Source organism: Thioclava sp. GXIMD2076 (assembly GCF_037949795.1).
GTDB lineage: Bacteria > Pseudomonadota > Alphaproteobacteria > Rhodobacterales > Rhodobacteraceae > Thioclava > Thioclava kandeliae.
The window spans coordinates 429,585-454,165 of record NZ_CP149932.1 but is presented as its reverse complement, the minus strand read 5'-3'; the positions used below and the strand labels follow the sequence as shown (position 1 = coordinate 454,165).

23 protein-coding genes are annotated in these 24,581 nt (G+C 63.4%); 15 read left to right on the top strand and 8 right to left on the bottom strand.

Features of this window, described 5'->3' with window-relative positions; all coding sequences use genetic code 11:
- Window positions 1–69: 69 nt before the first annotated feature.
- Entirely contained in the window at window positions 70–1,425 is a 1,356-nt protein-coding gene (hemN, locus tag WDB91_RS02285) for an oxygen-independent coproporphyrinogen III oxidase (RefSeq protein WP_339113549.1), read from the bottom strand.
- A gap of 49 nt (window positions 1,426–1,474) precedes the next feature.
- Between hemN and WDB91_RS02280 the strand changes: the two genes are divergently transcribed.
- Both WDB91_RS02280 and WDB91_RS02275 read left to right on the top strand, forming a co-directional pair.
- Window positions 1,475–2,227, top strand: a complete 753-nt coding sequence (locus WDB91_RS02280; protein ID WP_339113548.1) for a Crp/Fnr family transcriptional regulator — start codon at window positions 1,475–1,477, stop codon at window positions 2,225–2,227.
- Window positions 2,208–3,116 (top strand): PhzF family phenazine biosynthesis protein, encoded by a 909-nt coding sequence (locus tag WDB91_RS02275; protein ID WP_339113547.1) that lies wholly within the window; start codon window positions 2,208–2,210, stop codon window positions 3,114–3,116. Before WDB91_RS02280 ends, WDB91_RS02275 begins: the two co-directional genes overlap by 20 nt.
- A gap of 67 nt (window positions 3,117–3,183) precedes the next feature.
- On the opposite strand, the gene WDB91_RS02270 is transcribed toward WDB91_RS02275, so the two are convergent.
- Entirely contained in the window at window positions 3,184–3,597 is a 414-nt protein-coding gene (locus WDB91_RS02270; RefSeq protein ID WP_339113546.1) for a hypothetical protein, read from the bottom strand.
- 152 nt (window positions 3,598–3,749) lie between these two features.
- Complete coding sequence (locus WDB91_RS02265) at window positions 3,750–4,589, bottom strand: universal stress protein (RefSeq protein ID WP_339113545.1); 840 nt, start codon at window positions 4,587–4,589, stop codon at window positions 3,750–3,752.
- 213 nt (window positions 4,590–4,802) lie between these two features.
- Between WDB91_RS02265 and ccoN the strand changes: the two genes are divergently transcribed.
- The 8 genes from ccoN (at window position 4,803) to ccoS (ending at window position 12,784) form a co-directional block, all read left to right on the top strand.
- Window positions 4,803–6,401 (top strand): cytochrome-c oxidase, cbb3-type subunit I, encoded by a 1,599-nt coding sequence (ccoN, locus tag WDB91_RS02260; protein WP_339113544.1) that lies wholly within the window; start codon window positions 4,803–4,805, stop codon window positions 6,399–6,401.
- Between the two features lie 12 nt (window positions 6,402–6,413).
- On the top strand, window positions 6,414–7,142 hold the full coding sequence (ccoO, locus tag WDB91_RS02255; RefSeq protein WP_339113543.1) for a cytochrome-c oxidase, cbb3-type subunit II: 729 nt from the start codon (window positions 6,414–6,416) through the stop codon (window positions 7,140–7,142).
- Between the two features lie 10 nt (window positions 7,143–7,152).
- Window positions 7,153–7,353, top strand: a complete 201-nt coding sequence (locus WDB91_RS02250) for a cbb3-type cytochrome c oxidase subunit 3 (protein ID WP_339113542.1) — start codon at window positions 7,153–7,155, stop codon at window positions 7,351–7,353.
- Complete coding sequence (gene ccoP, locus WDB91_RS02245; RefSeq protein ID WP_339113541.1) at window positions 7,350–8,225, top strand: cytochrome-c oxidase, cbb3-type subunit III; 876 nt, start codon at window positions 7,350–7,352, stop codon at window positions 8,223–8,225. Before WDB91_RS02250 ends, ccoP begins: the two co-directional genes overlap by 4 nt.
- Before the next feature lie 291 nt (window positions 8,226–8,516).
- Entirely contained in the window at window positions 8,517–9,971 is a 1,455-nt protein-coding gene (gene ccoG / locus WDB91_RS02240) for a cytochrome c oxidase accessory protein CcoG (RefSeq protein ID WP_339113540.1), read from the top strand.
- On the top strand, window positions 9,968–10,426 hold the full coding sequence (locus tag WDB91_RS02235; RefSeq protein ID WP_339113539.1) for a FixH family protein: 459 nt from the start codon (window positions 9,968–9,970) through the stop codon (window positions 10,424–10,426). The genes ccoG and WDB91_RS02235 overlap by 4 nt, the downstream gene beginning before the upstream one ends.
- Before the next feature lie 3 nt (window positions 10,427–10,429).
- Window positions 10,430–12,607: a heavy metal translocating P-type ATPase gene (locus WDB91_RS02230; RefSeq protein WP_339113538.1), complete on the top strand. Its 2,178-nt coding sequence runs from the start codon at window positions 10,430–10,432 to the stop codon at window positions 12,605–12,607.
- An 18-nt stretch (window positions 12,608–12,625) separates the two neighbouring features.
- Window positions 12,626–12,784: a cbb3-type cytochrome oxidase assembly protein CcoS gene (ccoS, locus tag WDB91_RS02225; RefSeq protein ID WP_339113537.1), complete on the top strand. Its 159-nt coding sequence runs from the start codon at window positions 12,626–12,628 to the stop codon at window positions 12,782–12,784.
- Window positions 12,785–12,881: 97 nt separating this feature from the next.
- Here the strand turns inward: ccoS and WDB91_RS02220 are convergent, their stop codons facing one another.
- Both WDB91_RS02220 and WDB91_RS02215 read right to left on the bottom strand, forming a co-directional pair.
- Complete coding sequence (locus WDB91_RS02220; RefSeq protein WP_339114436.1) at window positions 12,882–14,432, bottom strand: D-alanyl-D-alanine carboxypeptidase family protein; 1,551 nt, start codon at window positions 14,430–14,432, stop codon at window positions 12,882–12,884.
- A 366-nt stretch (window positions 14,433–14,798) separates the two neighbouring features.
- Entirely contained in the window at window positions 14,799–15,497 is a 699-nt protein-coding gene (locus WDB91_RS02215) for an HAD family hydrolase (protein WP_339113536.1), read from the bottom strand.
- Between the two features lie 165 nt (window positions 15,498–15,662).
- On the opposite strand from WDB91_RS02215, the gene clpS reads away from it, so the two are divergent.
- The 3 genes from clpS to WDB91_RS02200 are packed head-to-tail and all read left to right on the top strand — an operon-like array spanning window position 15,663 to window position 17,892.
- Complete coding sequence (gene clpS, locus WDB91_RS02210; RefSeq protein ID WP_339114435.1) at window positions 15,663–15,986, top strand: ATP-dependent Clp protease adapter ClpS; 324 nt, start codon at window positions 15,663–15,665, stop codon at window positions 15,984–15,986.
- 24 nt (window positions 15,987–16,010) lie between these two features.
- Window positions 16,011–17,042, top strand: coding sequence for a class I SAM-dependent methyltransferase (locus WDB91_RS02205; RefSeq protein WP_339113535.1), 1,032 nt, complete (start codon window positions 16,011–16,013; stop codon window positions 17,040–17,042).
- A gap of 40 nt (window positions 17,043–17,082) precedes the next feature.
- Entirely contained in the window at window positions 17,083–17,892 is an 810-nt protein-coding gene (locus WDB91_RS02200) for an SDR family oxidoreductase (RefSeq protein WP_339113534.1), read from the top strand.
- A 10-nt stretch (window positions 17,893–17,902) separates the two neighbouring features.
- On the opposite strand, the gene WDB91_RS02195 is transcribed toward WDB91_RS02200, so the two are convergent.
- Window positions 17,903–18,328: a hypothetical protein gene (locus WDB91_RS02195; RefSeq protein ID WP_339113533.1), complete on the bottom strand. Its 426-nt coding sequence runs from the start codon at window positions 18,326–18,328 to the stop codon at window positions 17,903–17,905.
- A gap of 125 nt (window positions 18,329–18,453) precedes the next feature.
- Between WDB91_RS02195 and hemF the strand changes: the two genes are divergently transcribed.
- Together hemF and WDB91_RS02185 are read left to right on the top strand one after the other, a co-directional pair.
- Entirely contained in the window at window positions 18,454–19,350 is an 897-nt protein-coding gene (hemF, locus tag WDB91_RS02190) for an oxygen-dependent coproporphyrinogen oxidase (protein WP_339113532.1), read from the top strand.
- A gap of 117 nt (window positions 19,351–19,467) precedes the next feature.
- Complete coding sequence (locus WDB91_RS02185; protein ID WP_339113531.1) at window positions 19,468–21,360, top strand: DEAD/DEAH box helicase; 1,893 nt, start codon at window positions 19,468–19,470, stop codon at window positions 21,358–21,360.
- A gap of 47 nt (window positions 21,361–21,407) precedes the next feature.
- On the opposite strand, the gene hrpB is transcribed toward WDB91_RS02185, so the two are convergent.
- Entirely contained in the window at window positions 21,408–23,846 is a 2,439-nt protein-coding gene (gene hrpB / locus WDB91_RS02180) for an ATP-dependent helicase HrpB (protein WP_339113530.1), read from the bottom strand.
- A 3-nt stretch (window positions 23,847–23,849) separates the two neighbouring features.
- Window positions 23,850–24,575 carry a DUF3108 domain-containing protein gene (locus WDB91_RS02175; RefSeq protein WP_339113529.1) on the bottom strand — a complete coding sequence of 242 codons (726 nt, stop codon included), beginning with the start codon at window positions 24,573–24,575 and terminating at the stop codon, window positions 23,850–23,852.
- Window positions 24,576–24,581 lie beyond the last annotated feature (6 nt).

Here is a 24,581-nt window from a genome sequence, read left to right as displayed (position 1 = left end):
GGGCATTGAGCCCCGCCGCAATTCGGTCGGGGGCAGAGCCCCCTCCAGCCCCGGCCTCTTGCGTGGCACTCAAATGGCAGAGCTGTGACCCGCTCTCGACAAATCATAGGCGTCGAAATGCCGGGCGATCAGGCGGGTGAGCGGGCGGCCCTTCTCTGGAATGCGCAGCCCGGACGGAGTCATCTCGACGCAATCCTCGAATTCGGCCGCGCACTGGCCCAGCATCTGGCTCAACTGCGCCAGTGACACATCATGGGTCCGGATCAATTCATCCGTCTTCAATTCGAAATCGCACATCAGCGCCTCGATAATCCGCGCCCGTAGCTGATCTTCGGACGAGAGCTTATGCCCGCGCGCGGTCGAGAAACGGCCCTCGCGTATGGCGCCCACATATTTTCCGGTGGCCGGAGCATTCTGTGCATAGCCCTGCGGGAAGCGCGAGATGGCGCTTGCGCCAAGCCCGACCAGAACCTCCGCCTGATCGTCGGTATAGCCCTGGAAATTCCGCCGGAGGCGGCCTGTGCGCTGGGCGACAGCCAGCCCGTCCGCGGGCAACGCAAAATGGTCGATGCCGATCGCATGGTAACCATCGGCTCGGAACAGTATCGCGGCACGGTCGAACAGGTCGAGCCGTTCCTCGGGCGTCGGTAACTCGTCGGAGGGCAGCATGTTCTGGCGCCGTGCCATCCATGGCACATGGGCATAGCCATAGAGCGCCACGCGGTCGGGGGCGAGGGACAGGAGCTTCTGCACCGAGGCGGAGATCTTCTCGGGCGTCTGGCGCGGCAGACCGAAGAGGATATCGGCATTCAGGCTCGCGATACCGCGGGCACGGATCATCTCGACGGCGCGGGCGGTCTCCTCGAAACTCTGCTCGCGGCCGATGATCTTCTGGATCTCGGGGTCGAAATCCTGCACCCCGATCGAGGCACGGTTCATGCCCGCACCAGCCAGCGCATCAAGGCGGGCCGCATCGATCTCGCAGGGGTCGATCTCGACCGAAAATTCCGCCCCCTCGGCCAGCGGGACGGCCTCGAACGTGGCTTCGGCCAGACGGGCTATCATACCGGCAGGCATAAGGGTGGGCGTGCCGCCGCCCCAATGCAGCCGCGAGAGCGTCACGCCGGGGGCAAGACGCTCTTTCAGCATCTTCAACTCGCGCAGGAGCACCTTGGAATAGGCTTGCACCGGCTCGGCGCTTTGTGTGCCCTGCGTGCGACAGGCGCAGAACCAGCACAGCCTACGGCAGAAGGGCACATGCATGTAGAGCGAGATTGCGCTTCCCGCAGGGATCGCCTCGATCCAGGAGGAGAACGTCTGCGGTCCCACATCCGCATTGAAATGCGGGGCCGTCGGATAGCTTGTGTAACGGGGGACGCGCGCGTCGAACAATCCGAGACGGGCGAGTTGCGATTTATGTTCCATGCGCCTATCGTTACGATATCAACGCGCAACAGAAATTGACCCATATCAAATGTCCATTACGAAAGACGAAGTGCCCTCGGTCACGCTGCAATGCGGCGACTGCACGATCCGCCATCGGGCGGTCTGCGCGCGTTGCACGCCGGATGAGGTCTCCGATCTCGAGAAGATCAAATTCTACCGCACCTACGAGGCGGGCCAGACGATTGTCTGGGCCGGTGATGATATGGAATTCGTGGCCTCGGTGGTGACAGGGATCGCCACCATCACGCAGGCGATGGAGGACGGCCGTACGCAGATGGTGGGGCTCTTGCTGCCCTCGGATTTCGTGGGCCGTCCGGGGCGCACGACGGCGGCCTATAACGTGACCGCGACCACCGATGTTCTGATGTGCTGCTTCCGGCGCAAGCCTTTTGAAGCGATGATCGAGCGCACACCGCATCTGGCGCAGCGCCTGTTGCAGATGACGCTCGACGAACTGGATGCCGCGCGCGAGTGGATGCTTCTGCTGGGCCGCAAGACCGCGCGGGAAAAGATCGCCTCGCTTCTGTCGATCATCGCGCGGCGCAATGCGTCCTTGCAGATGAAGAACCCGTCCGAGAGCATGACCTTCGATCTGCCGCTGACCCGCGAGGCGATGGCGGATTATCTGGGGCTGACGCTCGAAACCGTCTCGCGCCAGATTTCGGCGCTCAAGCGCGACGGGATCATTATACTGGATGGCAAGCGCCATGTGACGGTGCCCGATATGGAGGCGCTGTTGCTGGAAGCGGGGGATGATGCCGATGGCGGATTGTTCAACTAGGGACTTTGTGACGCTCGACGTGTTCACCGACAGGCCCTTTGCCGGAAATCCGCTGGCGCTTCTGCCCGATGCCTGCGGGCTGGGCACGGCGCAGATGCAGGCGATCACGCGCGAGTTCAACCTATCGGAGACCATCTTCGTGCTGCCGCCCGCCGATCCGGCGCATCGCGCGCGGGTGCGAATCTTCTATCCGGGGGGCGAGATGCCTTTTGCCGGCCATCCGACATTGGGCTGTGCGATCTGGCTGGCCACGCAGGATGCGGGCGAGGGGGATTTCGACCGCGTGCTGGTGCTGGAAGAAGAGGCGGGGCTGGTGCCCGTGCATGTAACTCGCAAGGACGGTGCGCTCCGGGCCGAGTTCCAGGCACCCGTTCTGCCCGAGATCCAGCCGCAGGCAGCCTCCCACGGGGCCTGTGCCGAGGCTTTGGGGATCAGTCCGCAGGACCTGCGCGCCGAGTCGATGGCCGTGATCTCGGGCGGGCCGAGCTTTGCCTTTATCGGGGTGACGGATGCCGAAGCCCTGGGCCGTGCGCGTCCCATGCAACCCGCGTTCGACACGGTGCAGACCGCGCTTTCGGCGGGCGGGGTCTATGTTTATGCGCAGACCGGCGCGCAAAGCTGGCAGGCGCGGATGTTCGACCCCGGTGGCGGGATCCCCGAGGATCCCGCCACCGGTTCGGCTACGGCGCTGTTTGCCGCGCAGCTTCTGGCGATGGGGGCCCTGGCCGAGGGCGAGACGCGGCTCTCGCTGCGTCAGGGTGTCGAGATGGGCCGCCCCTCCGAGCTGGGACTACGGGTCATCTGCAAGGACGGCGCACTGAGCGCGGTCCATGTCTCGGGCTCGGCGGTCGAGATCTCGCAGGGCCGCATCAGGGTGCCCGCCCCCTGACGCTTTGGTCTGTTAACTACGGGCCTGTTCCATACCGGTCTGCTAACTACGGGCCTGAGGTGCCCCGTCAGGCGGGGCAGCGCATATAACGCAGGGGCGCAGGCGCTGCGCCATCACCGGTCTCGGTGCGGATCAGGGTTTGGCCGTCATCCTTCAGTTCGAGAAGCTCGTGATAGGACCAAGACTGTCCCTCGCCGGTAAAGTCGAACATGCCGGACAGGCGGGCCGGTTGCTGTTCCTGCGGTTCGGTCAACACGCCGCGCGATTCGTAGAAGGTGAGGGTGTCGGCGCTGACGCTCATCAGCCCCTTGGCATCATCACGGCCGGGGGTGCAATCATTGAGGCTCATGCCCCAGCGGCCTTGAAACCCCGCGGGGATCGGTCCGGCGGCCATCTTGTCGGCGCTCTGGCTGGCACCTCCGGGCGGCATGCAGGCGGCAAGCGTCAGGGTCGCCAGAAGCGGAAGGGCCAAGGGTCTCATCGAATGCCTCCGGTCGGATATACAGTCATCAGGATCGGAATAAACCATTGGAGCTGCAGCCCGAACTGTCCAGCCCACAGCAGAACGGGCGGCAAGAAGCCGCCCGTCGGGATCATATCCGGTGTATTTCCGCCGGTCCGCCAGGCCGTCGGTCAGTGCGACATCAGCACCGGAACATCGGCCATCTCCAGCATATGGCGGGTGGCCCCACCCAGAATCGCCTCGCGGAAGCGCGAATGGCCATAGGCACCCATCACGATCATATCGGCGCTGGTATCGCTGACATGGCGATTCAGCACGTCGGAGATGCGCGGCATGGTCTTGGGCAGAACCGTCACCTCGGCGGCCACCCCGTGACGCACCAGCATCTGGCAGAGCGCCGAACCCGGATCGGCGCGTTCAGGCCCGTGGGCGGGCGGCGCGATGACCGTTATATCAACCTTCTCGGCGGCTTTGAGGAGCGGCAGCGCATCGCGCACGGCATCGAGCGACTCGTCCGAGCCGTTCCATGCCACCACCACACGGCGCCCGCTGAGACGGCCATTGAAATCATCGGGCACGATCAGCACGGGCACATTGCCCTCGAAGAGCGCCGCCTCGATGGCCGCCTCGATCTCCTGACCACGATCCTCGCCATAGGGGCGGCCCATCACCACCAGATCGGCAAAGCGCGCCCGCAGCGCCACGGCAGGCGCGATGGCGCCAAGCTGCACGACCATCGTCTCGGTGGCCCAGCGGATATCCTCGTTTTTCAGCCGCGCCAGCACACCGGCCTCGACCTTGGCGGCCTCGTCCTGTGCCTGCTCGATGACCTCTTTCTGGACATAGGCCGTGGCGCCCGCGTAGTAATATCCGGTCTGCGAGACATCGACGCCCAGGCACAGCACATCCAGATGTGCCTGCTCCTGGCGCGCCATCACGATAGCGGCGTCCAGCTGGGCTTTGGCCGCGTCGAGATCGGTAACGATAGAAAGAATGGTTTTGTAGGACATGGCTTTGCCTCGTCGTTTGATTTCACCGACGATCATAGGCCTGCTTGCGATCGGCGACTTTGACCAAGATCAAATCATGGATCGCAGACCCGTTTTTTATGCTCCCGAACAGTTGATGCAGATCAAGGCAGTGTGATCGGCCTCCCCGCAAAAGGGACTGAAGTCGTGCCCGCATTCCTTCGTGCAGGGCAGAATAAGACAAAGGGACGCAATATGTGGGATTACCTCAAGCTTGCCATGCTGGGCCTTGTCGCCGTTCTGGCGGCGATCGCCGCAAGCTATGGTCGCGATCTCGCCTATACCGTGAATGCGATCGAAGTATTCGTGGCGGCAGTGATCGCATTGATCTGGGTGATGCGGGGCATGGAGAAAACCAGCCCCGTCTCGCAGACCGAGTATTTCGATAGTGTCATCCGCTATGGCGTGGTGGCGACGGTATTCTGGGGGCTCGTGGGGTTTCTGGTCGCGGTCTTTATCGCCTTCCAGCTGGCCTTTCCGGCGCTGAATTTCGAATGGGCTCAGGGCTATCTGAATTTCGGAAAGCTGCGGCCCCTGCATACCTCGGCAGTGATCTTCGCCTTTGGCGGTAACGCCCTGATCGCGTCGTCCTACTATGTGGTGCAACGAACTTCCGCCGCACGTCTCTTTGGCGGCAGCCTCGGCTGGTTCGTGTTCTGGGGCTATAACCTGTTCATCGTTCTGGCGGCCTCGGGCTATATCCTCGGGGCCACGCAATCGAAGGAATATGCCGAGCCCGAATGGTATGTGGACCTGTGGCTGACCGTGGTCTGGGTGGCTTATCTGATCACTTTCCTCGGCACGATCCTCAAGCGCCGCGAGCCACATATCTATGTGGCCAACTGGTTCTACCTCTCTTTCATCGTGACCGTGGCAATGCTGCATATCGTCAATAACCTCGCGGTGCCCGTCTCGGTCTTCGGGTCGAAATCGGTGCAGCTGTTTGCGGGTGTGCAGGATGCGATGACGCAATGGTGGTATGGCCATAACGCGGTGGGCTTCTTCCTGACCGCAGGCTTCCTCGGCATGATGTATTACTTCGTACCCAAACAGGCGGGGCGTCCCGTCTATTCCTACAAACTCTCGATCATCCACTTCTGGGCGCTGATCTTCCTCTATATCTGGGCTGGTCCGCACCATCTGCATTATACCGCGCTGCCCGATTGGGCCTCGACGCTGGGGATGGTGTTCTCGATCATGCTGTGGATGCCCTCGTGGGGCGGTATGATCAACGGTCTGATGACGCTCTCGGGCGCCTGGGACAAGCTGCGCACCGATCCGGTGATCCGCATGATGGTGGTGTCGATCGGCTTTTACGGCATGTCCACCTTCGAGGGCCCGATGATGTCGATCAAGGCGGTCAACTCGCTCTCGCATTATACGGACTGGACCATCGGCCATGTGCATTCGGGCGCGCTCGGCTGGAACGGGATGATCACCTTCGGGATGCTCTATTTCCTTGTGCCGAAACTGTGGAAACGCGAGGCGCTCTATTCGCTCAAAGCCGTAAGCTGGCATTTCTGGCTCGCCACTATCGGGATCGTGCTCTACGCGGCCTCGATGTGGGTCACGGGGATCATGGAGGGCCTGATGTGGCGCGAGGTCGATGCGCAGGGCTTCCTCGTGAACTCCTTCGCCGACACGGTGGCTGCCAAATTCCCGATGTATGTCGTCCGGGCTCTGGGGGGCGTGATGTATCTGACCGGCTCGCTGATCATGGCATGGAACCTCTGGGCGACGGTCGCCAAGCAACCGAAAGCGCGCGTTGCCGCCCACGCCGTTGCGGCAGAGTAAGGAGACAGACCTATGTCCATTCTGGATAAACACGGGATCATCGAGAAGAACGCGACGCTTCTTTTGATCGGCTCCTTCCTCGTGGTCACTATCGGCGGCATCGTTGAAATCGCCCCGCTCTTCTATCTCGAGAACACGATCGAGAAGGTCGAGGGCGTGCGTCCCTACACTCCGCTCGAGTTGACCGGCCGCGATATCTATATCCGCGAGGGTTGCTATGTCTGCCACAGCCAGATGATCCGTCCGATGCGTGACGAATACGAGCGCTACGGGCATTACTCGCTGGCCGCGGAATCGATGTATGACCACCCGTTCCAATGGGGCTCCAAGCGCACCGGCCCCGATCTGGCGCGGGTTGGCGGGCGCTATTCGGATGCGTGGCATGTCGATCACCTGAGCGACCCGCAATCGGTGGTGCCGGAATCGGTGATGCCGAAATACGGCTTCCTCAAGCATAGGCTCCTCGATACCGGCCATCTGGAAGAACGTCTGGAAACCGACGCGTTGGTCGGGGTGCCCTATACCTCCGACATGATCGAGGCGGCCAAGACGGATTTCGCGGCCCAGCTGGACCCCTATGCCGATACCGATGGTCTTTTCGCCCGCTATGACGCGCGGGTGAATGTGCGCAATTTCGATGGCCAGCCTGCCGTGACCGAGATGGATGCGCTGGTGGCCTACCTGCAGGTGCTGGGCACGATGGTCGATTTCTCGACCTTCGAACCCGCACCGAGCCGCTGAGGAGAGCGAGATGGATTATCATATCTTCCGCGAATTCGCCGATAGCTGGATGCTCCTGTTCATGGTGGCGATGTTCGTGATTGCCATCCTCTGGGCCTTCCGTCCGGGAGCGCGCAAATCGCAGGCCGACAGTGCCGCCATTCCCTTCCGCCACGAGGACCATCCCGCAACGGCCCCAAGCGGGTTGGCCAAAAGGGAGTTGGATCAATGAGCAAGCTGAACAAGAACCTGCCCGACGACCCGTCGACGACCGGCCATAGCTGGGACGGAATCGAGGAGTTCAACAATCCGCTACCGCGTTGGTGGCTCTGGACCTTCTATGCCTGCATCCTTTTCGCGCTCGGCTATACGGTCGCGATGCCCGCATGGCCGCTCCTGAATGGGGCGACACCGGGTTTGTTGCACAAATCGACCCGTGCCGATCTGGCCGCCGATCTGGAGCGGTTCGACGCGCTGAATGCCCCCGTCGAGGCGCGGCTCGTGGCCGCGGATCTGGGGGCGATCGCCTCCGATCCGGAGCTTGCGAACTATACCCAGAATGCGGGCGCGGCCGTCTTCCAGACATGGTGTGCGCAATGCCATGGTGCGGGGGCGGGAGGCCAGCAGGGGCTGGGCTATCCGAACCTGCTCGATAGCGACTGGCTCTGGGGCGGCAGGATCGGTGATATCTACACCACCGTAACCCATGGTATCCGTAATGCGGATGACCCCGAGGCGCGCTTCAGCCAGATGCCTGCTTTTGGAACGGATGGCATTCTGGAAGAGGCGCAGATCGATCAGGTGGTGCAGTTTGTCCGCCAGATTTCGGGGCAGGAGGCCGATCCGGCGCTGGCCTCCGAAGGGGCCACCGTCTTTGCCGAGAATTGCACCGCCTGCCATGGTGATGCGGGCAAGGGCGACCCGTCGCAGGGCGCACCCAATCTGACGGATGCGGTCTGGCTCTATGGAGGCGATGTCGCAACCCTTACCCAAACGGTCCGTGAGGCCCGCGCAGGCGTCATGCCCAACTGGAACGCCCGCCTGAGCGAGGCCGAGATCCGCGCAGTGGCCTCTTATGTCCACGGGCTCGGGGGCGGGCAGTAAGCCGCTCCCCACCAGATCCCCGTGGCCGCGGATAGGGCGCGGCTGCGGGGCTCACCGGCACCCTGTCCCGTTCGCGCGTTTCATATGCAGGGTGCCGGTGTTTTTTGTCCCTGACCTTCGCGACGTCCTGTCGCGCGCGCTCCGGAGCTTTGCCCGGGGCGCTTTTTTATCCGGCGCCATCGCATCGGGAAAAATGCATCCGAAATCGCGATTTTGACGCATGTCAAAGAAGCACGGACCGCAAACGCGCATTGAGGACCAACGCGCAGACCGATCCGAGGAGACCGCAACATGAGCATGCCAGACCCTGTTGCCCCGCCGCCCCTTTATACCAGCCGCGAACCCGTTTTTCCGCGCCATGTGCGTGGCCGTTTCCGGCAGCTGAAATGGGGGCTGATGGCGGTGATGCTCGGGGTCTATTACCTCCTGCCGTGGATCCGTTGGGACCGCGGTCCGGCGCTGCCCGATCAGGCGGTGCTAGTGGATCTGGCGAACCGTCGGTTTTTCTTCTTCATGATCGAGATCTGGCCGCATGAATTCTATTTCGTGGCGGGGCTTCTGATCATGGCGGGGCTGGGGCTGTTCCTGTTTACCGCCGCGATGGGGCGGGTCTGGTGCGGCTATGCCTGTCCGCAGACGGTCTGGACCGATCTTTTCATGCATGTCGAGCGATGGGTGGAGGGCGATCGTAACGCCCAGATCCGCCTGTTGCGCGCGCCATGGGGCGCCGAGAAGATCCGCAAACGCGCCCTCAAATGGGCGCTATGGCTGGTGATCGCGCTGGGGACGGGGGGCGCATGGGTGTTCTATTTCGCCGACGCTCCCACCCTGATGCGCGATCTGGTCACGGGCCAAGCGGCGTTGGTGGCCTATCTGACGATGGCCTTCCTGACCGCCACGACCTTCTTCTTTGGCGGGTTTGCCCGCGAGCAGATCTGTATCTATGCCTGCCCGTGGCCGCGCATCCAGGCGGCGATGATGGATGAGGATACGCTGACCATCGGCTATCGCGACTGGCGCGGCGAGCCACGTGGCAAGCTGAAGAAAGGCGTGAAACTCGACGCGGCGCAGGGCGATTGTATCGATTGCAATGCTTGTGTCGCGGTCTGCCCGATGGGGATCGATATCCGCAATGGCCAGCAGATGGAGTGCATCACATGCGGGCTCTGTATCGATGCCTGCAACGAAATCATGGATAAAACGGACCAGCCGCGCGGGCTGATCGGCTATATGGCGCTGCGCGATGAAGAACGCGAGAAGCGTGGAGAGGCCCGTGTCAGCCCGTGGCGCCACATCTTCCGCCTGCGCACGATCATCTATTTCCTGCTTTGGGGCGGGATCGGTGTAGGGCTTGTCGTGGCGCTTCTGATGCGCTCGCCCATCGAGTTCAACGTGACCCCCAGCCGCTCGCCGCTTTATGTGACCCAGCCCGATGGCACGATCCGTAACATTTACACGCTGCGCTTGCGCAACAAGGACCATGCACCCACGGCCTATGTGATCTCGGTCGCGGGGCCGGATGGCCAGCCGGTTGAGGGGCTGGTGGCATCGGTCGAGGGGCATGCAGGCGGGGTGGTCGAGGTGGCCCCCGATGCCACGCTCTCGGCGCGGCTCTACCTCGAGGCCGCGCGCGGAACGGCGCTGGCACAGGCCAAGCGCTCCGATGTGGTCTTGCGTGTCAGCCAACGCGATGGCGCTGGCTCGGTGACGGAACAGACGGTCTTCAATGGAGCAGGACAGCAATGATGACACGCGAACTGACCGGAAAGCATGTGCTTTCCATCACCATAGGGGCGTTCTCGGTGATTATCGGGGTCAATATCTTCATGGCCTATAACGCGGTCCATAGCTTTCCGGGCCTGGAGGTCTCGAACTCCTATGTCGCCAGTCAGGAATTCGACCGGCTGCGCACGGCGCAGGTGGCGCTTGGTTGGCGGGTGGAGCCTCGATATGCCGATGGCCAGCTGAGTTTCCGTATTCTGGGGATGGACGGGCTGCCGGCGCAGATCGCGCAGTTCTCGGCACTTATCGGGCGCACTACGATGGCGCGCGAGGATGTCACGCCCGTGTTCCGGCGTGTGAACGGGGCCTATGTGACCGATCTCGACCTGGCACCCGGAGCATGGCTCGTGCATCTGGAGGCCGTAGCGAGCGATGGCACGCCCTTCCGGCAGCGGATCGACCTCTTCGTGCGGGGCTAGGCGATGACGTCCGCCCCCGATATCGAGAGCCGTATCTCGGCCTGTCCGGCCTGTATCGCCGCACCCGCGGCGCAGGATATCGCGCGGCGGGGGATGGCTTCGCCCGATCTGATGCTGTCCTTGCCACAGGTGCATTGTGCGGCCTGTATCACTGATGTCGAGACGGCGCTTCTTGGTGTCGAGGGGGTGCGGGATGCACGGGTGAACCTGACGCTCAAACGGGTCGCGGTGCGGGCGGAGGGGGTGACGCCCGACATCTTGGTCGGCGTGCTGGGGGCGATTGGCGTCGAGGCACATGAGCTGGACCCCGACCAGCTGCAGGGGACCGAGGCCGACCGTCAGGGCCGCGATTATCTGATGCGCATCGGCGTCGCGGGATTCGCGATGATGAATATCATGCTTTTGTCGGTGGCCGTCTGGTCGGGGGCGGGAGAGGCGACCCGCGACATGTTCCACTGGATCTCGGCGGCGATTGCCTTTCCCACCGTGATCTTTGCGGGCCAGCCCTTCTTTGCCTCAGCCTATCGGGCACTGAGGGGGCGGCGTCTGGGTATGGATGTGCCGATTTCGCTGGCGATCCTTCTGGCCAGTGGCATGTCGCTTTACGAGACGATCCATTCGGGGCGGCATGCCTATTACGATGCCGCCGTCATGCTGATCTTCTTCCTGCTGGTCGGACGATATCTCGATTACCGCTCGCGGGCGGCGGCGCGCTCTGCCGCCGAGGAGCTGGCCGCGTTGGAGGTGCCGCGCGCCTTTGTGTGGCGTGACGGGGCCGAGGTCGAATTGCCCGTGGCCGATCTGCGCGTGGGCGATCATCTGCATCTGCGCGCGGGCGGGCGGCTGGCGGCGGATGGGATGATCATCGAGGGCCGATCCGAAATGGACCGCTCGCTTCTGACGGGGGAGAGCTTGCCGGTGAGCGTGGGGCCGGGGGCTGTGCTCGCGTCGGGAGAGGTCAATCTGACCGGGCCGCTGACGGTGCGCCTGACAGCCGTAGGGCGAGACAGCTCGCTCCACCGGATGGCGCAGCTGGTGGCCGCAGCCGAAAGCGCGCGCACGAAATACACCACGCTCGCCGAACGCGCGACCCGCGCCTATACGCCGCTCGTGCATCTGCTGGCGCTTTCGGCCTTTGGCGGCTGGCTCTGGGCCTCGCGCGATCTGCGTCTGGCGCTGAATATCGCGGCGAGTGTGCTGATCATCACCTGCCCCTGCGCTCTGGGGCTGGCGGTGCCTGCGGTGGTGACGGCGGCCTCGGGGCGGCTCTTCCGGCAGGGGCTTCTGGTGAAGGACGGCTCCGCGCTCGAGCGGCTGGCCGAGATTGATACGGTGGTCTTCGACAAGACCGGCACGCTGACCACCGGCCTGCCCGAACCTGCCGATCTGGAGGGGCTGGGCGAGGCGGCAGGCGGCGTGGCGCTGGCCCTGGCTGCGGGCTCGTCGCATCCGCTGTCGCAGGCGCTGGCCCGGGCGCTGGCTGCGCGTGGGACCATGCCTGCAGCGCTCGATGATCTGCGCGAGGTTTCCGGCTGCGGGGTCGAGGCGCGGTATCGGGGCCGGATCGTGCGGCTGGGCCGCGCCGATTGGGTCGGGGCGGAGGGCGAGGGGACGTGGCTTTGCCTCGGCGAGGGTCGCGTCCACCGGGTCCGTTATCGGGACCGTCTGCGCGAGGGTGCGGCCGAGGCGGTTGTAGCCCTTCAGGATCTGGGGCTTTCGGTCCGGCTTCTGTCGGGGGATACGGTGCCCGCGGTTGCGGCCTTGGCCGAACGGTTGGGGATAGCCGATTGGCAGGCCGCGGCCCGCCCCGAAGACAAAGCCCGCATTCTGGCAGATCTGGCATCCGGGGGGCATTCAGCGCTGATGGTGGGCGACGGGCTCAACGATACGATCGCGCTCGCGCAGGCCCACGTTTCGATCTCGCCGGCCTCGGCACTCGATGCGGCGCGCACGGCGTCTGACATCGTGCTGCTGGGACGGAGCCTTGCGCCGGTTGCGCAGGCAGTGGTGACGGCCCGCAATGCACGGGCGCGGATCAAGCAGAATTTCGTGATCTCGATCGGCTATAATCTGGTCGCGGTGCCGCTGGCGCTCTGCGGACTGGCGACGCCACTGGCGGCGGCCCTTGCCATGTCGGCCAGTTCGATCACCGTCTCTCTTAATTCTTTACGGATGAAATAGGCTCTGGAAGGTTACCTTATGTCGATTCTCGGTTTTCTGATCCCGATCTCGCTTGTTCTGGGGGGCGTTGGGCTTCTGGCATTCTTTTGGGCGTTGAAGTCCCGCCAGTTCGACGATCCCAAAGGCGATGCCGAGCGCATCCTTTCGAACGCATGGGATGACCATCCGAAACGGTGATTCCGGTCAGCGCCCCCCGACCTGTCATCGCATAGAAAAACGGGCCGCTTCCCAATAGGAGGCGGCCCGCTTAGTTGAAGCAGAGAGGGGCGGGGGCTCAGGGCCCCACGACCCCGCATTCCATGCTGCGCGCGGCCAGTCTGGCGCAGGCGAGGCTGGCCTGTTGCTGGCTCATGCCCACAAAGGTCGCCTCGTAGCCAAGCTTGCGCTTGACCACCTTGCGCAGGGCGTCGCCCAGCGTATCGCTTTCCATCAGCGCGATCTTCAGCATGTCCTGCTGGGCGTGGAATTCGGATGTTTTCAGCCCGATGGTCACGCCCCAGTTGCGCCCGCCCGAAGTCGAGGCGCGGGCGACGACGCGCGGCGTCTCGGAGGCTGCGGCCTGCGGCGGGTTCAGGGCCGCCAGAATGACGGTATCGGCTTTCTTGTCCTTCCCCATCAGAGCGAGTGTCTCGGGTTGCGGTTTGCTGGTCTGCTGGAAGATCGGACCGCCCGGATCGGTATCGCCCTGCGCGATCTGGCCGGCGAATTGCTCCTCGTCCTGGTCGGGCGCGCCGTCCTCGGCGCCGGTTTCAGCTGCGGCAACCTGAACCTCCTCTCCCGCCAGATCCTCGACAGGAGCCTCGACCGGTGCGGCTTGCGCCACGGCTCGGTTGGGCGCCAGAACGGGACGGGGGCTGGCATCAAGCGCCTCGGCAGAGGCCATGGTCACGGCCTCGTCCACCGCATCGGCATCGACAGGGCTGGTCTCGGGCGCGGGGTCGGCATTTGCCACGGCCACGGCGGCGGCAATCGCATCCGCGTCATGCGAGGTCGCACCGGGGCGGACAAGCGGGCGCGGGCTGCTCTGCATCGGACCGTTCGCCACGAGAAGACCGCGGGTCGGACGGTTGAGATCGATGATTTCGGGGGCATCGGGGCGGCGCAGCGGGCTGTTCTCATTCACGCGCTTGAAGCCCAGATCAAGGAGCTCCATCATCTTCGCGTTCCGCTGGGCGGTCGAGGTGCCGCCGAAGACGGTCGCGATGATACGGTCATTGCCACGCTGTGCCGAAGCCGTCAGGTTGAACCCGGATGCCACGGTATAGCCCGTCTTGATCCCGTCGGCGCCTTTATAGGCATCGAGGAAACGACGGTTGGTGGAGTAGACGGTCTTCATGCCCGCATCAGCGGAGCGGCGCGAGAAGATATTGTAATATTGCGGAAAATCATAAAACAGGTGACGGCCCAGAATGGTCATGTCATGGGCGCTGGAGAGGTGTCCCTCGCGGGTCAGACCGTTGGCATTCTTGAAGGTCGAGTTTTTCATGCCGAGGGTCTTGGCAGTGGCGGTCATCCGCGCGGCCCAGTTCTCCTCGTTGCCACCCAGCGCATCGCCGATCGCGGCAGCCGCATCGTTTGCGGATTTCACGGCGGCGGCGCGGATCAGATAGCGCAGTTTGATCTTCTGTCCGGCGCGCAGCCCCAGACGCGAGGGCGGTTGCGAGGCAGCATTCTTCGACACCGTGATTTCGCTGTCGAGGCTCACCTCACCGGCTTCAATGGCCTGAAAGGTGATGTAGAGCGTCATCATTTTCGTAAGCGACGCGGGGTAGAGTCGCGTGTCGGCGTTTTTCTCGTAGAGGACCTCACCAGAGCGCATGTCCATCACATAGGCAGCAAAGGGCGCGGCTTGAACGGCCAGCGGCAAAAGCACCAATGTGAAGAACGCGCATACCCCTGCTCGGATCCAGCGCGAAAGCGTGGTCACGGTTCTTATCCTTATATCTGCCTCGATGCCCCGTTGTTTTTTGACCGGGGCTTATGATTGGAAAGATAGCACGGAGGATTGAATGTGAAAATTAGGAAGTTCAAATCACATTAACTGCGTTTTTCCTGCATCACCACATCATGTGGTGGTTGCAATGGGTTGCGATACCTCAAGTTGTGTTGTTAACTGATCCTTAACCTTATATTCCCTTGCGGCAGTCAAGCCTCGTTCACGGGGCAGTGAGTGTTTTTTACTCGAAGGGATTCACTCGAGCGCGAATTTGTGCAGAGCCTCGGCAAGATTTTCCATCGATTCGAGTGTTAACAGGCGCGGATGGGAGGCGGGGGCCTCGGCATGATCGAGCGCCCATGTGACCCCCCGATCGGGAATGTGGATGGCGCGCCCACCGGCCTCGAGCATCGGGAGGATGTCCGATTTCATGGAGTTGCCCACCATGATGCCCTGTCGGACCCCCATACCGTGACGGTCAAAAATGCGGGTATAGATCTCGGGCGTTTTCTCCGACACCACCTCGACCGCCTGAAAACACGGTCCAAGCCCGGATTGTGCCAGCTTGCGTTCCTGATCGAGCAGATCGCCTTTTGTGATCAGCACGAGTTTATACGATGCGGCGAGGGTGGTGATCGTGGTTTCCACATGCGGCAGCAGCTCGATCGGATGCGCTAGCATTTCGCGGCCCGCCTCCAACAGCTCGGCGATCACCGTGGCGCTGACCCGTGCCTTCGAAACCTCGATCGCGGTTTCGATCATCGAGAGCGTAAATCCTTTTACCCCAAAGCCATAGCGTCCGATATTTCGGCGCTCAGCGGCCAGAAGGCGGTCCTCCAGATGATCCCGTCCGGCAAAATCGCCCATCAATTCAGCAAATCGCGCCTGAGTAAGCGTGAAGAACCGCTCGTTATGCCATAGCGTGTCATCGGCATCGAAACCCAGCATTGTCATTGGCCCTGTTTCCTTCCTATTGTCGGGTAAGAGATTACATTTCGAATTGCGAGCCGGGGCAGAAAGGGTTTTCTTCTGCTCCCGTCTTCCTATATTCGCCACAAGACCTGAGATATTCGGAACCCGGGAAAAGCGATGATGACAGGCGACTTCAAGCCGTTCAGCATGATGGCCGACGACGAGAATGGCAATGACGGCGATGCCGGTCTGGCCACGAAAACGCGGCCCAAGACCCGTAAGCCTCCGTTATATAAGGTGATGCTGCTCAATGATGACTATACGCCGATGGAATTCGTGGTGCATATCCTCGAACGTTTCTTCGGGCTCAATCATGCGCAGGCCTTCGAGATCATGTTGACCGTGCACAAGAAGGGGCTGGCTGTGGTGGGGGTGTTCTCTTTCGAGATTGCCGAGACCAAGGTTGCGCAGGTGATGGATTTCGCCCGCCGCCACCAGCACCCTCTGCAATGCACGATGGAAAAGGAATGAGCGCGGCCTTCCGCGACGAACCCAATGACACATCCGCGACTTTCGCTGGCGCTCGAACAGGCGCCCCTGCCGGAGACGGGCACGATCCTCGTGCTCGGTGCTCTGGCCGATACCGATCTTTCCGATCTGCCCAAGGACAGGCTGGAGCTGGTGCAGGGGTTTGCCCCTGATCATGCGGGGCTTTCGGCCCGTGGCTATACCGTCAGCCCCGCGCCTCAAAGCACGGGATATGCGGCGGCAGTCCTCTTTCTGCCGCGCGCCAAGCAGGAGGCCCGCAACGCGCTGGCCCGTCTCTGCGCCCTGGTCGCGGAGGGCGGTATGATCCTCGTGGACGGTGCCAAGAATGACGGGGTGGATTCGGTTCTGAAATCCCTCAAACCACTGGTTTCGCCCTCAAGCGCCATCGCCAAGGCGCATGGCAAGGTGTTCCGCTTTGCCGCGCGGCGCGATGTGCTGGACGAGTGGGTCGTGCAGGCCCAGACCCCGACAGAGGGATTCGTTACCACACCGGGCGTGTTTTCGGCCGATAAGGTCGATGCAGGCTCGGCACTGCTGGCGCAGGCGCTGCCCGGACGCCTTCCGGCGCGTATGGCCGATCTGGGGGCGGGCTGGGGCTGGCTCTCGGCGCAGATTCTCGCTCGCGAGGGGGTCGAGACGCTCGATCTGGTCGAGGCAGATTTTGCAGCCCTTGACTGCGCCAAGCAGAATATCACCGATCAGCGTGCAAGCTTCCATTGGGAAGATGTCACGGGCTTCGAGCCCGCCGCCCGCTATTCGGGGATCGTCATGAACCCGCCCTTCCATGTGGGCCATGCGGGCGATCCGAACCTCGGTCAGGCCTTTATCCGTAAAGCAGCCTCTATCCTGTCGCTTTCAGGCAAGCTATGGATGGTCGCCAACCGCCATCTTCCCTATGAGGACACGCTCAGGCAGGTGTTCCACCATGTCGAGGAAATCGGTGGCAATACCCAGTTCAAACTGTTCTTCGCCGAAAAGCCGCTGAGCAAGTCGCAGGTCGCCAAGGCTGCCCCTACACAGACGAAACGCGGCCGCTAACCGGCCGCGTCTTTGCTTCAACCACTCCGCAGGAGACTGCATGTCGCTTTCCATTTCCGGCAAGACTGCCATCGTGACGGGCGCCGCCCACGGGATCGGGCTCGCCATCGCGCGCCATTTCGTGGACCGCGGTGCCAATGTGATGTTCGCCGATATCGACGAGAGCCGTCTGAAGGATGAATTTGCCGACACCGATACCTCGGAAGGTCCGGTGCGGATCTTTGCAGGCGATCTGTGCCAGAAGCTGAATGTCGCCAACCTTCTGTCGGCCACGATCGATGCGTTTGACCGGATCGATATTCTGGTGAACACGAACCGCAGCTTCACGCCCTGCGATCCGCTTGACCCCGACCAGACCGTGCTCGACGACATGCTGAGCCAGAACATGAAATCCTCGCTGCGGATCTCGCAGCTGACCGCCAAGCGCATGATCGCGCAGGCCGAGAAGGACGGGCGGACCGAGGGCGAGATCGGCTCCATCGTCAATATCTCGACGCTGGCCTCGACCCGCTCGCAACCCGAGACGCTGGCCTATTCCATTGCCTGCGCCGCGCAGGAACAGGCCGTGCGCGGACTGGCGGTGGCGCTTGCGCCGCATCGTATCCGCGTGAACGGGGTCAGCTTCGCCTCTGTCATGAGCCGTTCGCTGCAGGACGCGCTGAAGGAAAACTCCGAATGGCGCGAGGAGATCATCGGGGGCACGCCTTTGGGCCGGATCGCGGCGCCGAGCGAGCTGGCCGAAACGGTGCAGTTCCTTGCCTCGTCAGGGGCCAGCTTCACCACCGGCCAGATCATCCGCATCGATGGCGGGCGCGGGCTACTGGATGCGGTGCAGGTTCCCGTCTTCTGACGGGGACCGGTCAACTCTCGGTTTCGGGATAGGTCACCTTGCAGGCGGCGATATTGGCGCGCGCCTGCGGCTCGAGCGATTTGATCTTGGCCACCAGCCCGTCACGTTTACGGGTCTCGGAGGCCGGATCGATCGGCACGCGGCGCTGGAGCGTCTCTGTATAGTCCTGCCAGCAATGATAGGGGCGGCGGATCTTCTTGCCGTCCTTGGTGACATGCTCGTCATAGCCGCAGACCGTGTAGCGCGAGCGTTCGACCTCGTAGCTTTCCCATGCGTAGCCGCGCGCGAGGTTGCTGTTGACCTCTTCGAGCAGCCCGTTGAGCACGCGAATCTCCTTGGTGGAGCGGCCGATGCAGCGTTCCTGCGGCGTGCCGCAGGCGGCCAGAAACGCCAATGCGCCGAGGCCCAGAATGGCGGGAGAGAAGATGCGGATCATTGCTTGGCTCCTTTGGCGATCAGATTAGCTTTTAGCAGGCCGCGCGGCTAGAGGGCTCATGCGAAAGAGGCATTTGCCCCCGCCAGCGCGGCCCGCTAAGACTGCGCCCAAGAAAAGGAGTGCCCATGACCGACCAGCCCCTATTCGCGGATGAGAAATCCCGCGCCAGCCAGTGGTTTTCCGATTTGCGCGACCAGATTGTTGCGGCCTTCGAGGGGCTTGAGGACAGTCAGGTCACGGGTCCCCATGCCGAAATTCCCGCAGGCCGGTTCGAGGTCACACCCACGGTGCGCACCGGCCCCGAGGGCGAGGATCATGGCGGCGGCAAAATGAGCGTCATGCGCGGGGGGCGTGTGTTCGAGAAGGTCGGGGTAAATATCTCCACGGTCTGGGGCACTCTGGGCGAGCGCGCGCAAAAGGCGATGGCCGCGCGCGGCGTGCCGGGGATGGATCAGGACCCGCGCTTCTGGGCCTCGGGGATCAGCCTTGTGGCGCATATGCAGAACCCGCAGACGCCTGCGGTCCATATGAACACGCGGATGTTCTGGACGCCGGGCGCATGGTGGTTTGGCGGTGGGGCGGACCTCAACCCCTGTATCGAATATGAAGACGACACCGCCGAGTTCCACGCGGCGATGCAAGCGGCTTGCGATGCGCATGACGAAAGCTACTATCCGCGTTTCAAGGCATGGGCGGACGAGTATTTCTATATCCCGCACCGCAACCGCGCCCGCGGGGTGGGCGGTATCTTCTATGACGATCTGAACACCGGTAACTGGGAGGAGGACTTCGCCTTTACCCAGGATGTGGGTCGTGCCTTCCTCAAGGCATTCGTGCCGGTGACCGAGAAACGCCGCAACCAGCCCTGGACCGATGCCGACCGCGAGACGCAATTTGTCCATCGCGGGCTTTATGCCGAATACAATCTGGTCTACGATCGCGGCACGAAATTCGGTCTGGAAACCGGTCACAACCCCGATGCGGTGTTGATGAGCCTTCCGCCGATAGCGAAATGGGTGTGAGCGCGTAACCAAGGGCGCAGATTACCCCTATACAGAAGGCCGCAAAGGGCGTATGAGCCGCCCCTTGCGCCGCAGTTGAGTGCGCCCGTTCCATTCCAGACCCGAAAGTCCCCCGCCATGAGCATTGATATCGCCATTCACCCCGCGCTGCAGTCCGCGCTGGAAAAGAAGGGCTACGAAACCCTCACCTCCGTGCAGCATGCGGTGGGTGACCCCGCTCTGGCAGAACAGGATCTTCTGGTCTCGGCACAGACCGGCTCGGGCAAGACCGTGGCTTTCGGGCTTGCGATGTCGGCCCAGCTTCTGGCCGAAGGGCTGCACACCCGTGCCGATGTGCCGCGCGCCATCGTCATCGCGCCGACGCGCGAGTTGGCGTTGCAGGTGAAGCGCGAGCTGGAATGGCTCTATGCCGAAGCCGGTATGATCATCGCGGGTGCTGTTGGGGGCATGGATCCGCGCAATGAGCGCCGTCAGCTGGAACGCGGGGCGCATATTGTCGTGGGGACGCCGGGCCGGATCTGCGATCATATCCGCCGTAACGCGCTGGATCTGTCGGAACTGCAGGTCGCGGTTCTGGACGAGGCCGACGAGATGCTGGATCTGGGCTTCCGCGAGGATCTGGAATTCATCCTCAACGAGGCGCCCGAAGAACGCCGCACGCTGATGTTCTCGGCGACCGTCTCGCCCGAGATCGAGCGTCTGGCGGGTACCTTCCAGAAAGATGCGCAGCGCATCTCGACCATCGACCGCAAGGCCCAGCACAGCGATATCGAATATCGCGCGCTGGTGGTGGACCGCTCGGACCGCGAGAATGCCATCGTCAACCTGCTGCGTTTCTACGAGGCGCATAACGCGATCGTCTTCTGTGGCACCCGCGCGATGGTGACCCATCTGACCACGAAGCTGCTGAACCGTGGCTTTGCCGTTGTGGCGCTCTCGGGCGAACTGAGCCAGGAAGAGCGTTCGCGCGCGCTGCAGATGATGCGCGATGGCCGTGCCCGCGTCTGTATCGCCACGGACGTGGCCGCACGCGGTATCGACCTTCCGGGCCTCGAGCTGGTGATCCATGCCGACCTGCCGCAGAACAAGGAAGCGCTGCTGCACCGTTCGGGCCGGACCGGTCGTGCGGGGTCGAAAGGCGTGTCTGCGCTGGTCGTGCCGATCAATATCAAGGCCAAGGCAGAGCGCCTCCTGAAATTCGCCAACCTCACCGCCGATTGGGCGCCCGCGCCTTCGGCCGAGGAAGTGCAGGAGCGTGACAGCGCCCGCATGATGGAAATGCCCAGCCTTACCGACCTGATCGAAGCGGACGAGAATGACGCCGTTCAGGCGCTGGCCGCGCGTTTCGACAAGGTACAGCTGGCCGCCGCCGTTGTGCGCGCCTTCCGTGCCGGTCGTTCGGCGCCCGAGGATATCACGCCGATCAGCGTGGACGGGCCGAAGCCGCGTGCAAAGGTCGAGTTTGAGCGCTCGACATGGATGCGTCTGTCGATGGGCCGTGACAGCGGCACCGATCCGAAATGGCTGCTGCCGATGCTCTGCCGTGCGGGTGATCTGACCCGCCGTGACATCGGTGCGATCCGCATCATGAACGACCATACTTTCGTGCAGATCCATGCCGATGCCGCCGACCGTTTCCTGCAATCGGTGGGCCCCGAGCGCTCGCTCGAGGATAAATGCGGTGTGGATGTGCTGGACAAAGCGCCTGAGGGGCTCGACCGTCCGAACCCGCGTCCCGCCAAATGGGACAAGAAACCCGGTGGCCCGCGCCGTCATTCCGAGGGTCGCGATTTTGGCGACCGTGGAGACCGCGAGTTCAAGAAGCCGCATCGCAAAGGGGATTCGGACGATGGTGCGCCGCGCAAATCCTTCAAGAGCCGCGACGAGTTCGGCGAGGGAAAACCTGCGAAATTCGGTAAACCCGCCGCAGGCAAGTCTTTCAAGGACAAGCCGAATCCCAAGGATAAGGGCAAACCGAAAGCCAAATATGGCAAGCCCGGCAAGAAGTAACTAAAAAAGGCGGTCTCGCGGGGCCGCCTTTTCCATTGGGGGGAGGTCTACTGGGAACGGGGTTTGGCGCGCAATGTTGGGTCGGCCTCGCGCGGGTTTTCGGGCCACGGATGTTTGGGGTAGCGCCCGCGCATATCCTTGCGCACATCGGCATAGGAGCCGTCCCAGAAGCCCGGAATATCCATCGTTACCTGAATGGCCTTATGGCCGGGCGAGAGGAGCGTCACGCGTAACGGCAGGCGTTTGGGACCGATGCTGGGATGGGCCGTCACACCGAACATCTCCTGCAAGCGGATCTCGATGGCGGGGTGCTCTCCGCTATAATCGATGGGCACGCGCCGCCCCAAAGGCGTTTCGAAATGCGCAGGGGCCAAGCGGTCCACCAGCTGTAGCTGCTCCCAGTCGAGGCTTGCGCGCAGCGCGTCGGTGATATCCATCCGGCGGAGGTCGGCTTCGGTGCGCTTGCCACCCAGATAGGGCAGAAGCCAGTCCCCGGCGCGCGCCATCAGCGCATCGTCATCGAAGGCGGGCAGATCCGCGCCTTCCTCGTGCAGAAGCTGCACACGGGCGCGGAAGCGTCGCGCGGCATCGGAAAATGGCAGCCCGATCTGGCGGATGCCGTCCAGCGCCCCGCGGGCCAGCGCTTCGCGCGGGGCGTCCTTCCAGATCCGGTCATCGAGCACCAGCGCGCCGAAACGCTCCTGCTTGCGCGCCACCACGCGGCCCTCGCGGCGCGACCACTCGCAGACATCCACCCAATCGATCTGCGCGCCGAACAGCCCGCGGATCTGGGCTTCGGAAATCTGGGTGCCCTGGCGCAGCATGGCCTCGCGCGGGTCACCATTGGTATCAGTAGCCACGATCAGGCGGGCGGTGGCCAGCGGGTCCGTATCGGCGATCTGCACGCCCTTGCCACCCGAGAGCACATAGCGGGGCTGGTCGCCCGCGCGGCGCAGGCCCACACGGTCGGGATAGGCAAGTGCGGCCATCTCGGCGGGCTCGAGCGGGGTAGTATGATCGACCATCTTCGCCAGTCGGCGGGCCTCCTGCCGGATGCGGTCCACCGTGCCACGATGGGGCTGCCACGGATGATCGGCGGCAAAGTCACGCGGTTTCTGGACCGCTTTCAGGCGTAGCGTCAGCTCGGCGGGGGCCCCGCGCAGAGGGTCGCGCTCGGCCAGCAGGGCGGCCAGATCGGCGGCGCTTTTTCCGGCCTTCAGCAGCATATGCCCGAGGCGGGGATGGAGTGGCAGGCGGGCGAGCGCCTGACCATGCGGTGTCAGGCTGGTGCCATCGAGCGCGCCCAGATTTTCCAGCAGGGCGCGCGCCTCGGCCAATGCGGGCGCGGGGGGCGGCGTGAGAAAAGCCAGATCCGACCCGTCGCTGCCCCATTGCGCCAGTTCCAGCGCGAGACCCGACAGATCGGCCACCTCGATTTCGGCAGGCGGGAAGGCGGGCAGCGCGCCCTCGGCGCCTTTGGTCCAGAGCCGGTAACAGATGCCCTCGGCCACACGGCCCGCGCGTCCGCGACGCTGCTCGGCTTCGGCGCGACTGACAGGCTCGGTCACCAGACGCGCCATGCCCGATCCCGCGTCAAAGCGCATCCGGCGCGCGCGACCGCCATCGATCACCACACGCACATCCTGGATGGTCAGCGAGGTCTCGGCAATCGAGGTTGCCAGAACCAGTTTGCGGCCCGTTCTGGCAGGCTCGATGGCCGCGCGTTGGGCGGCAAATTCCATCGCGCCAAAGAGCGGACGGATGGTCATATCGGCGGGCAGGCGGCCGGCCAGCAGCGCCTCGACGCGGCGGATCTCGCCCTCGCCCGGAAGGAAGGCGAGAATGCTGCCCGTGGTCTCGGTGGCGGCCTGCTCGATCAGGCCCGCAAGTGCGGGTTCAAACCGCATCGTGCGGTCCACGGGACGGTCGAGCCAGCGGGTCTCCACCGGAAACGCGCGGCCTTCCGACACCACCACCGGCGCATCATCGAGCATCGCCGCTACCGGCCCCGCGTCAAGCGTGGCGGACATCACCACAATGGCGAGATCGTCGCGCAGCGCGCCACGCACCTCCCAGACCAAGGCCAGCCCCAGATCGGCATTGAGCGAGCGCTCGTGGAATTCGTCGAAGATCACGCAGCCCACGCCCGAGAGCTCGGGGTCGGACTGGATCATGCGGGTCAGGATGCCCTCGGTGACCACTTCGATACGGGTTGCTTTCGAGACTTTCGCCTCGCCACGGATGCGGTAGCCCACGGTCTGGCCCACCGGCTCGCCCAATGTGTCGGCCATGCGCTCGGCGGCGGCACGGGCGGCCAGACGGCGCGGCTCCAGCATCAGGATACGACCGCGGATCTGGTCCATCAGGGCCAGAGGCACGCGGGTGGTCTTGCCCGCGCCGGGCGGCGCCATCAGGACGGCGCGGCCATCGCGGGCGATCGCGGCGCATAACTCGGGCAGGACGGTATCGATAGGAAGGGTCGTCAAAACTCAGCGCCGTATCAGGCGGCCTTCGCCATAGATCGTATCGGTGGCAATCTGGCTGACCTCCAGACGGCCCTTGGCGGTGGGACTATAGGTCAGGGTGAAAGGGAAGACCGATTTCTTGGACATATCCGATTTGGAGAAGCCCGACAGGCGGCGGTATTCGCCGGTGCAGATCACGTTATTCCCCTGTTTCTGCGGCGCGTTCAGTTTGACCTGCGAGCGGCGGGAGCCGTCGAAGATCTGCTCGGAGCGGTTGCAGGCCTCGTCTGCGGGAACCGAGCGCAGGACCGAATAGAGTGCGGTTAGCGGATCGACCGTGCCATGCTGCTGCGTCGGGTCCAGATCGGTGCTGCGCGGCTTGCGTGGCGGTTCCTGACTGACCGAGATCGGCGTGCCGCGGTTATAGACCATCGTCGAGACACGGTCCCGGTCCGGCGTATCGGCTTGCTCGACATAGCGGGTAGGGGTGAAACGCTGGCCGGTGATGTAGCCGTTCGCGGTCGCATCAAAACGCACCTTGCGGATGAAGCCCAAGAGCCCTGTGGTCTGCAGCGTCCCGTTGGCGCCATAGCCATTGCCCTCGATTTTGCCATTAATCAGCAATTCGCCCGCCTTGATACCCTTCAGCTCGACATCAAAGGTGATCTGGTCGCTCTGATCCGCACGCGCGGCATATCCGGTGGCGATCTGCCCCAATGCCAGCGCACCGGCCAGAACGATCTTGTGCATAACCCC

Excerpts from the sequence above, each read along its gene's own strand:
- hemN (WP_339113549.1), bottom strand. The coding sequence starts at position 1,425 with ATGGAACATAAATCGCAACTCGCCCGTCTCGGATTGTTCGACGCGCGC.
- WDB91_RS02280 (WP_339113548.1), top strand. The coding sequence starts at position 1,475 with ATGTCCATTACGAAAGACGAAGTGCCCTCGGTCACGCTGCAATGCGGC.
- WDB91_RS02275 (WP_339113547.1), top strand. The coding sequence starts at position 2,208 with ATGGCGGATTGTTCAACTAGGGACTTTGTGACGCTCGACGTGTTCACC.
- WDB91_RS02270 (WP_339113546.1), bottom strand. The coding sequence starts at position 3,597 with ATGAGACCCTTGGCCCTTCCGCTTCTGGCGACCCTGACGCTTGCCGCC.
- WDB91_RS02265 (WP_339113545.1), bottom strand. The coding sequence starts at position 4,589 with ATGTCCTACAAAACCATTCTTTCTATCGTTACCGATCTCGACGCGGCC.
- ccoN (WP_339113544.1), top strand. The coding sequence starts at position 4,803 with ATGTGGGATTACCTCAAGCTTGCCATGCTGGGCCTTGTCGCCGTTCTG.
- ccoO (WP_339113543.1), top strand. The coding sequence starts at position 6,414 with ATGTCCATTCTGGATAAACACGGGATCATCGAGAAGAACGCGACGCTT.
- WDB91_RS02250 (WP_339113542.1), top strand. The coding sequence starts at position 7,153 with ATGGATTATCATATCTTCCGCGAATTCGCCGATAGCTGGATGCTCCTG.
- ccoP (WP_339113541.1), top strand. The coding sequence starts at position 7,350 with ATGAGCAAGCTGAACAAGAACCTGCCCGACGACCCGTCGACGACCGGC.
- ccoG (WP_339113540.1), top strand. The coding sequence starts at position 8,517 with ATGAGCATGCCAGACCCTGTTGCCCCGCCGCCCCTTTATACCAGCCGC.
- WDB91_RS02235 (WP_339113539.1), top strand. The coding sequence starts at position 9,968 with ATGATGACACGCGAACTGACCGGAAAGCATGTGCTTTCCATCACCATA.
- WDB91_RS02230 (WP_339113538.1), top strand. The coding sequence starts at position 10,430 with ATGACGTCCGCCCCCGATATCGAGAGCCGTATCTCGGCCTGTCCGGCC.
- ccoS (WP_339113537.1), top strand. The coding sequence starts at position 12,626 with ATGTCGATTCTCGGTTTTCTGATCCCGATCTCGCTTGTTCTGGGGGGC.
- WDB91_RS02220 (WP_339114436.1), bottom strand. The coding sequence starts at position 14,432 with ATGGACATGCGCTCTGGTGAGGTCCTCTACGAGAAAAACGCCGACACG.
- WDB91_RS02215 (WP_339113536.1), bottom strand. The coding sequence starts at position 15,497 with ATGACAATGCTGGGTTTCGATGCCGATGACACGCTATGGCATAACGAG.
- clpS (WP_339114435.1), top strand. The coding sequence starts at position 15,663 with ATGATGGCCGACGACGAGAATGGCAATGACGGCGATGCCGGTCTGGCC.
- WDB91_RS02205 (WP_339113535.1), top strand. The coding sequence starts at position 16,011 with ATGACACATCCGCGACTTTCGCTGGCGCTCGAACAGGCGCCCCTGCCG.
- WDB91_RS02200 (WP_339113534.1), top strand. The coding sequence starts at position 17,083 with ATGTCGCTTTCCATTTCCGGCAAGACTGCCATCGTGACGGGCGCCGCC.
- WDB91_RS02195 (WP_339113533.1), bottom strand. The coding sequence starts at position 18,328 with ATGATCCGCATCTTCTCTCCCGCCATTCTGGGCCTCGGCGCATTGGCG.
- hemF (WP_339113532.1), top strand. The coding sequence starts at position 18,454 with ATGACCGACCAGCCCCTATTCGCGGATGAGAAATCCCGCGCCAGCCAG.
- WDB91_RS02185 (WP_339113531.1), top strand. The coding sequence starts at position 19,468 with ATGAGCATTGATATCGCCATTCACCCCGCGCTGCAGTCCGCGCTGGAA.
- WDB91_RS02175 (WP_339113529.1), bottom strand. The coding sequence starts at position 24,575 with ATGCACAAGATCGTTCTGGCCGGTGCGCTGGCATTGGGGCAGATCGCC.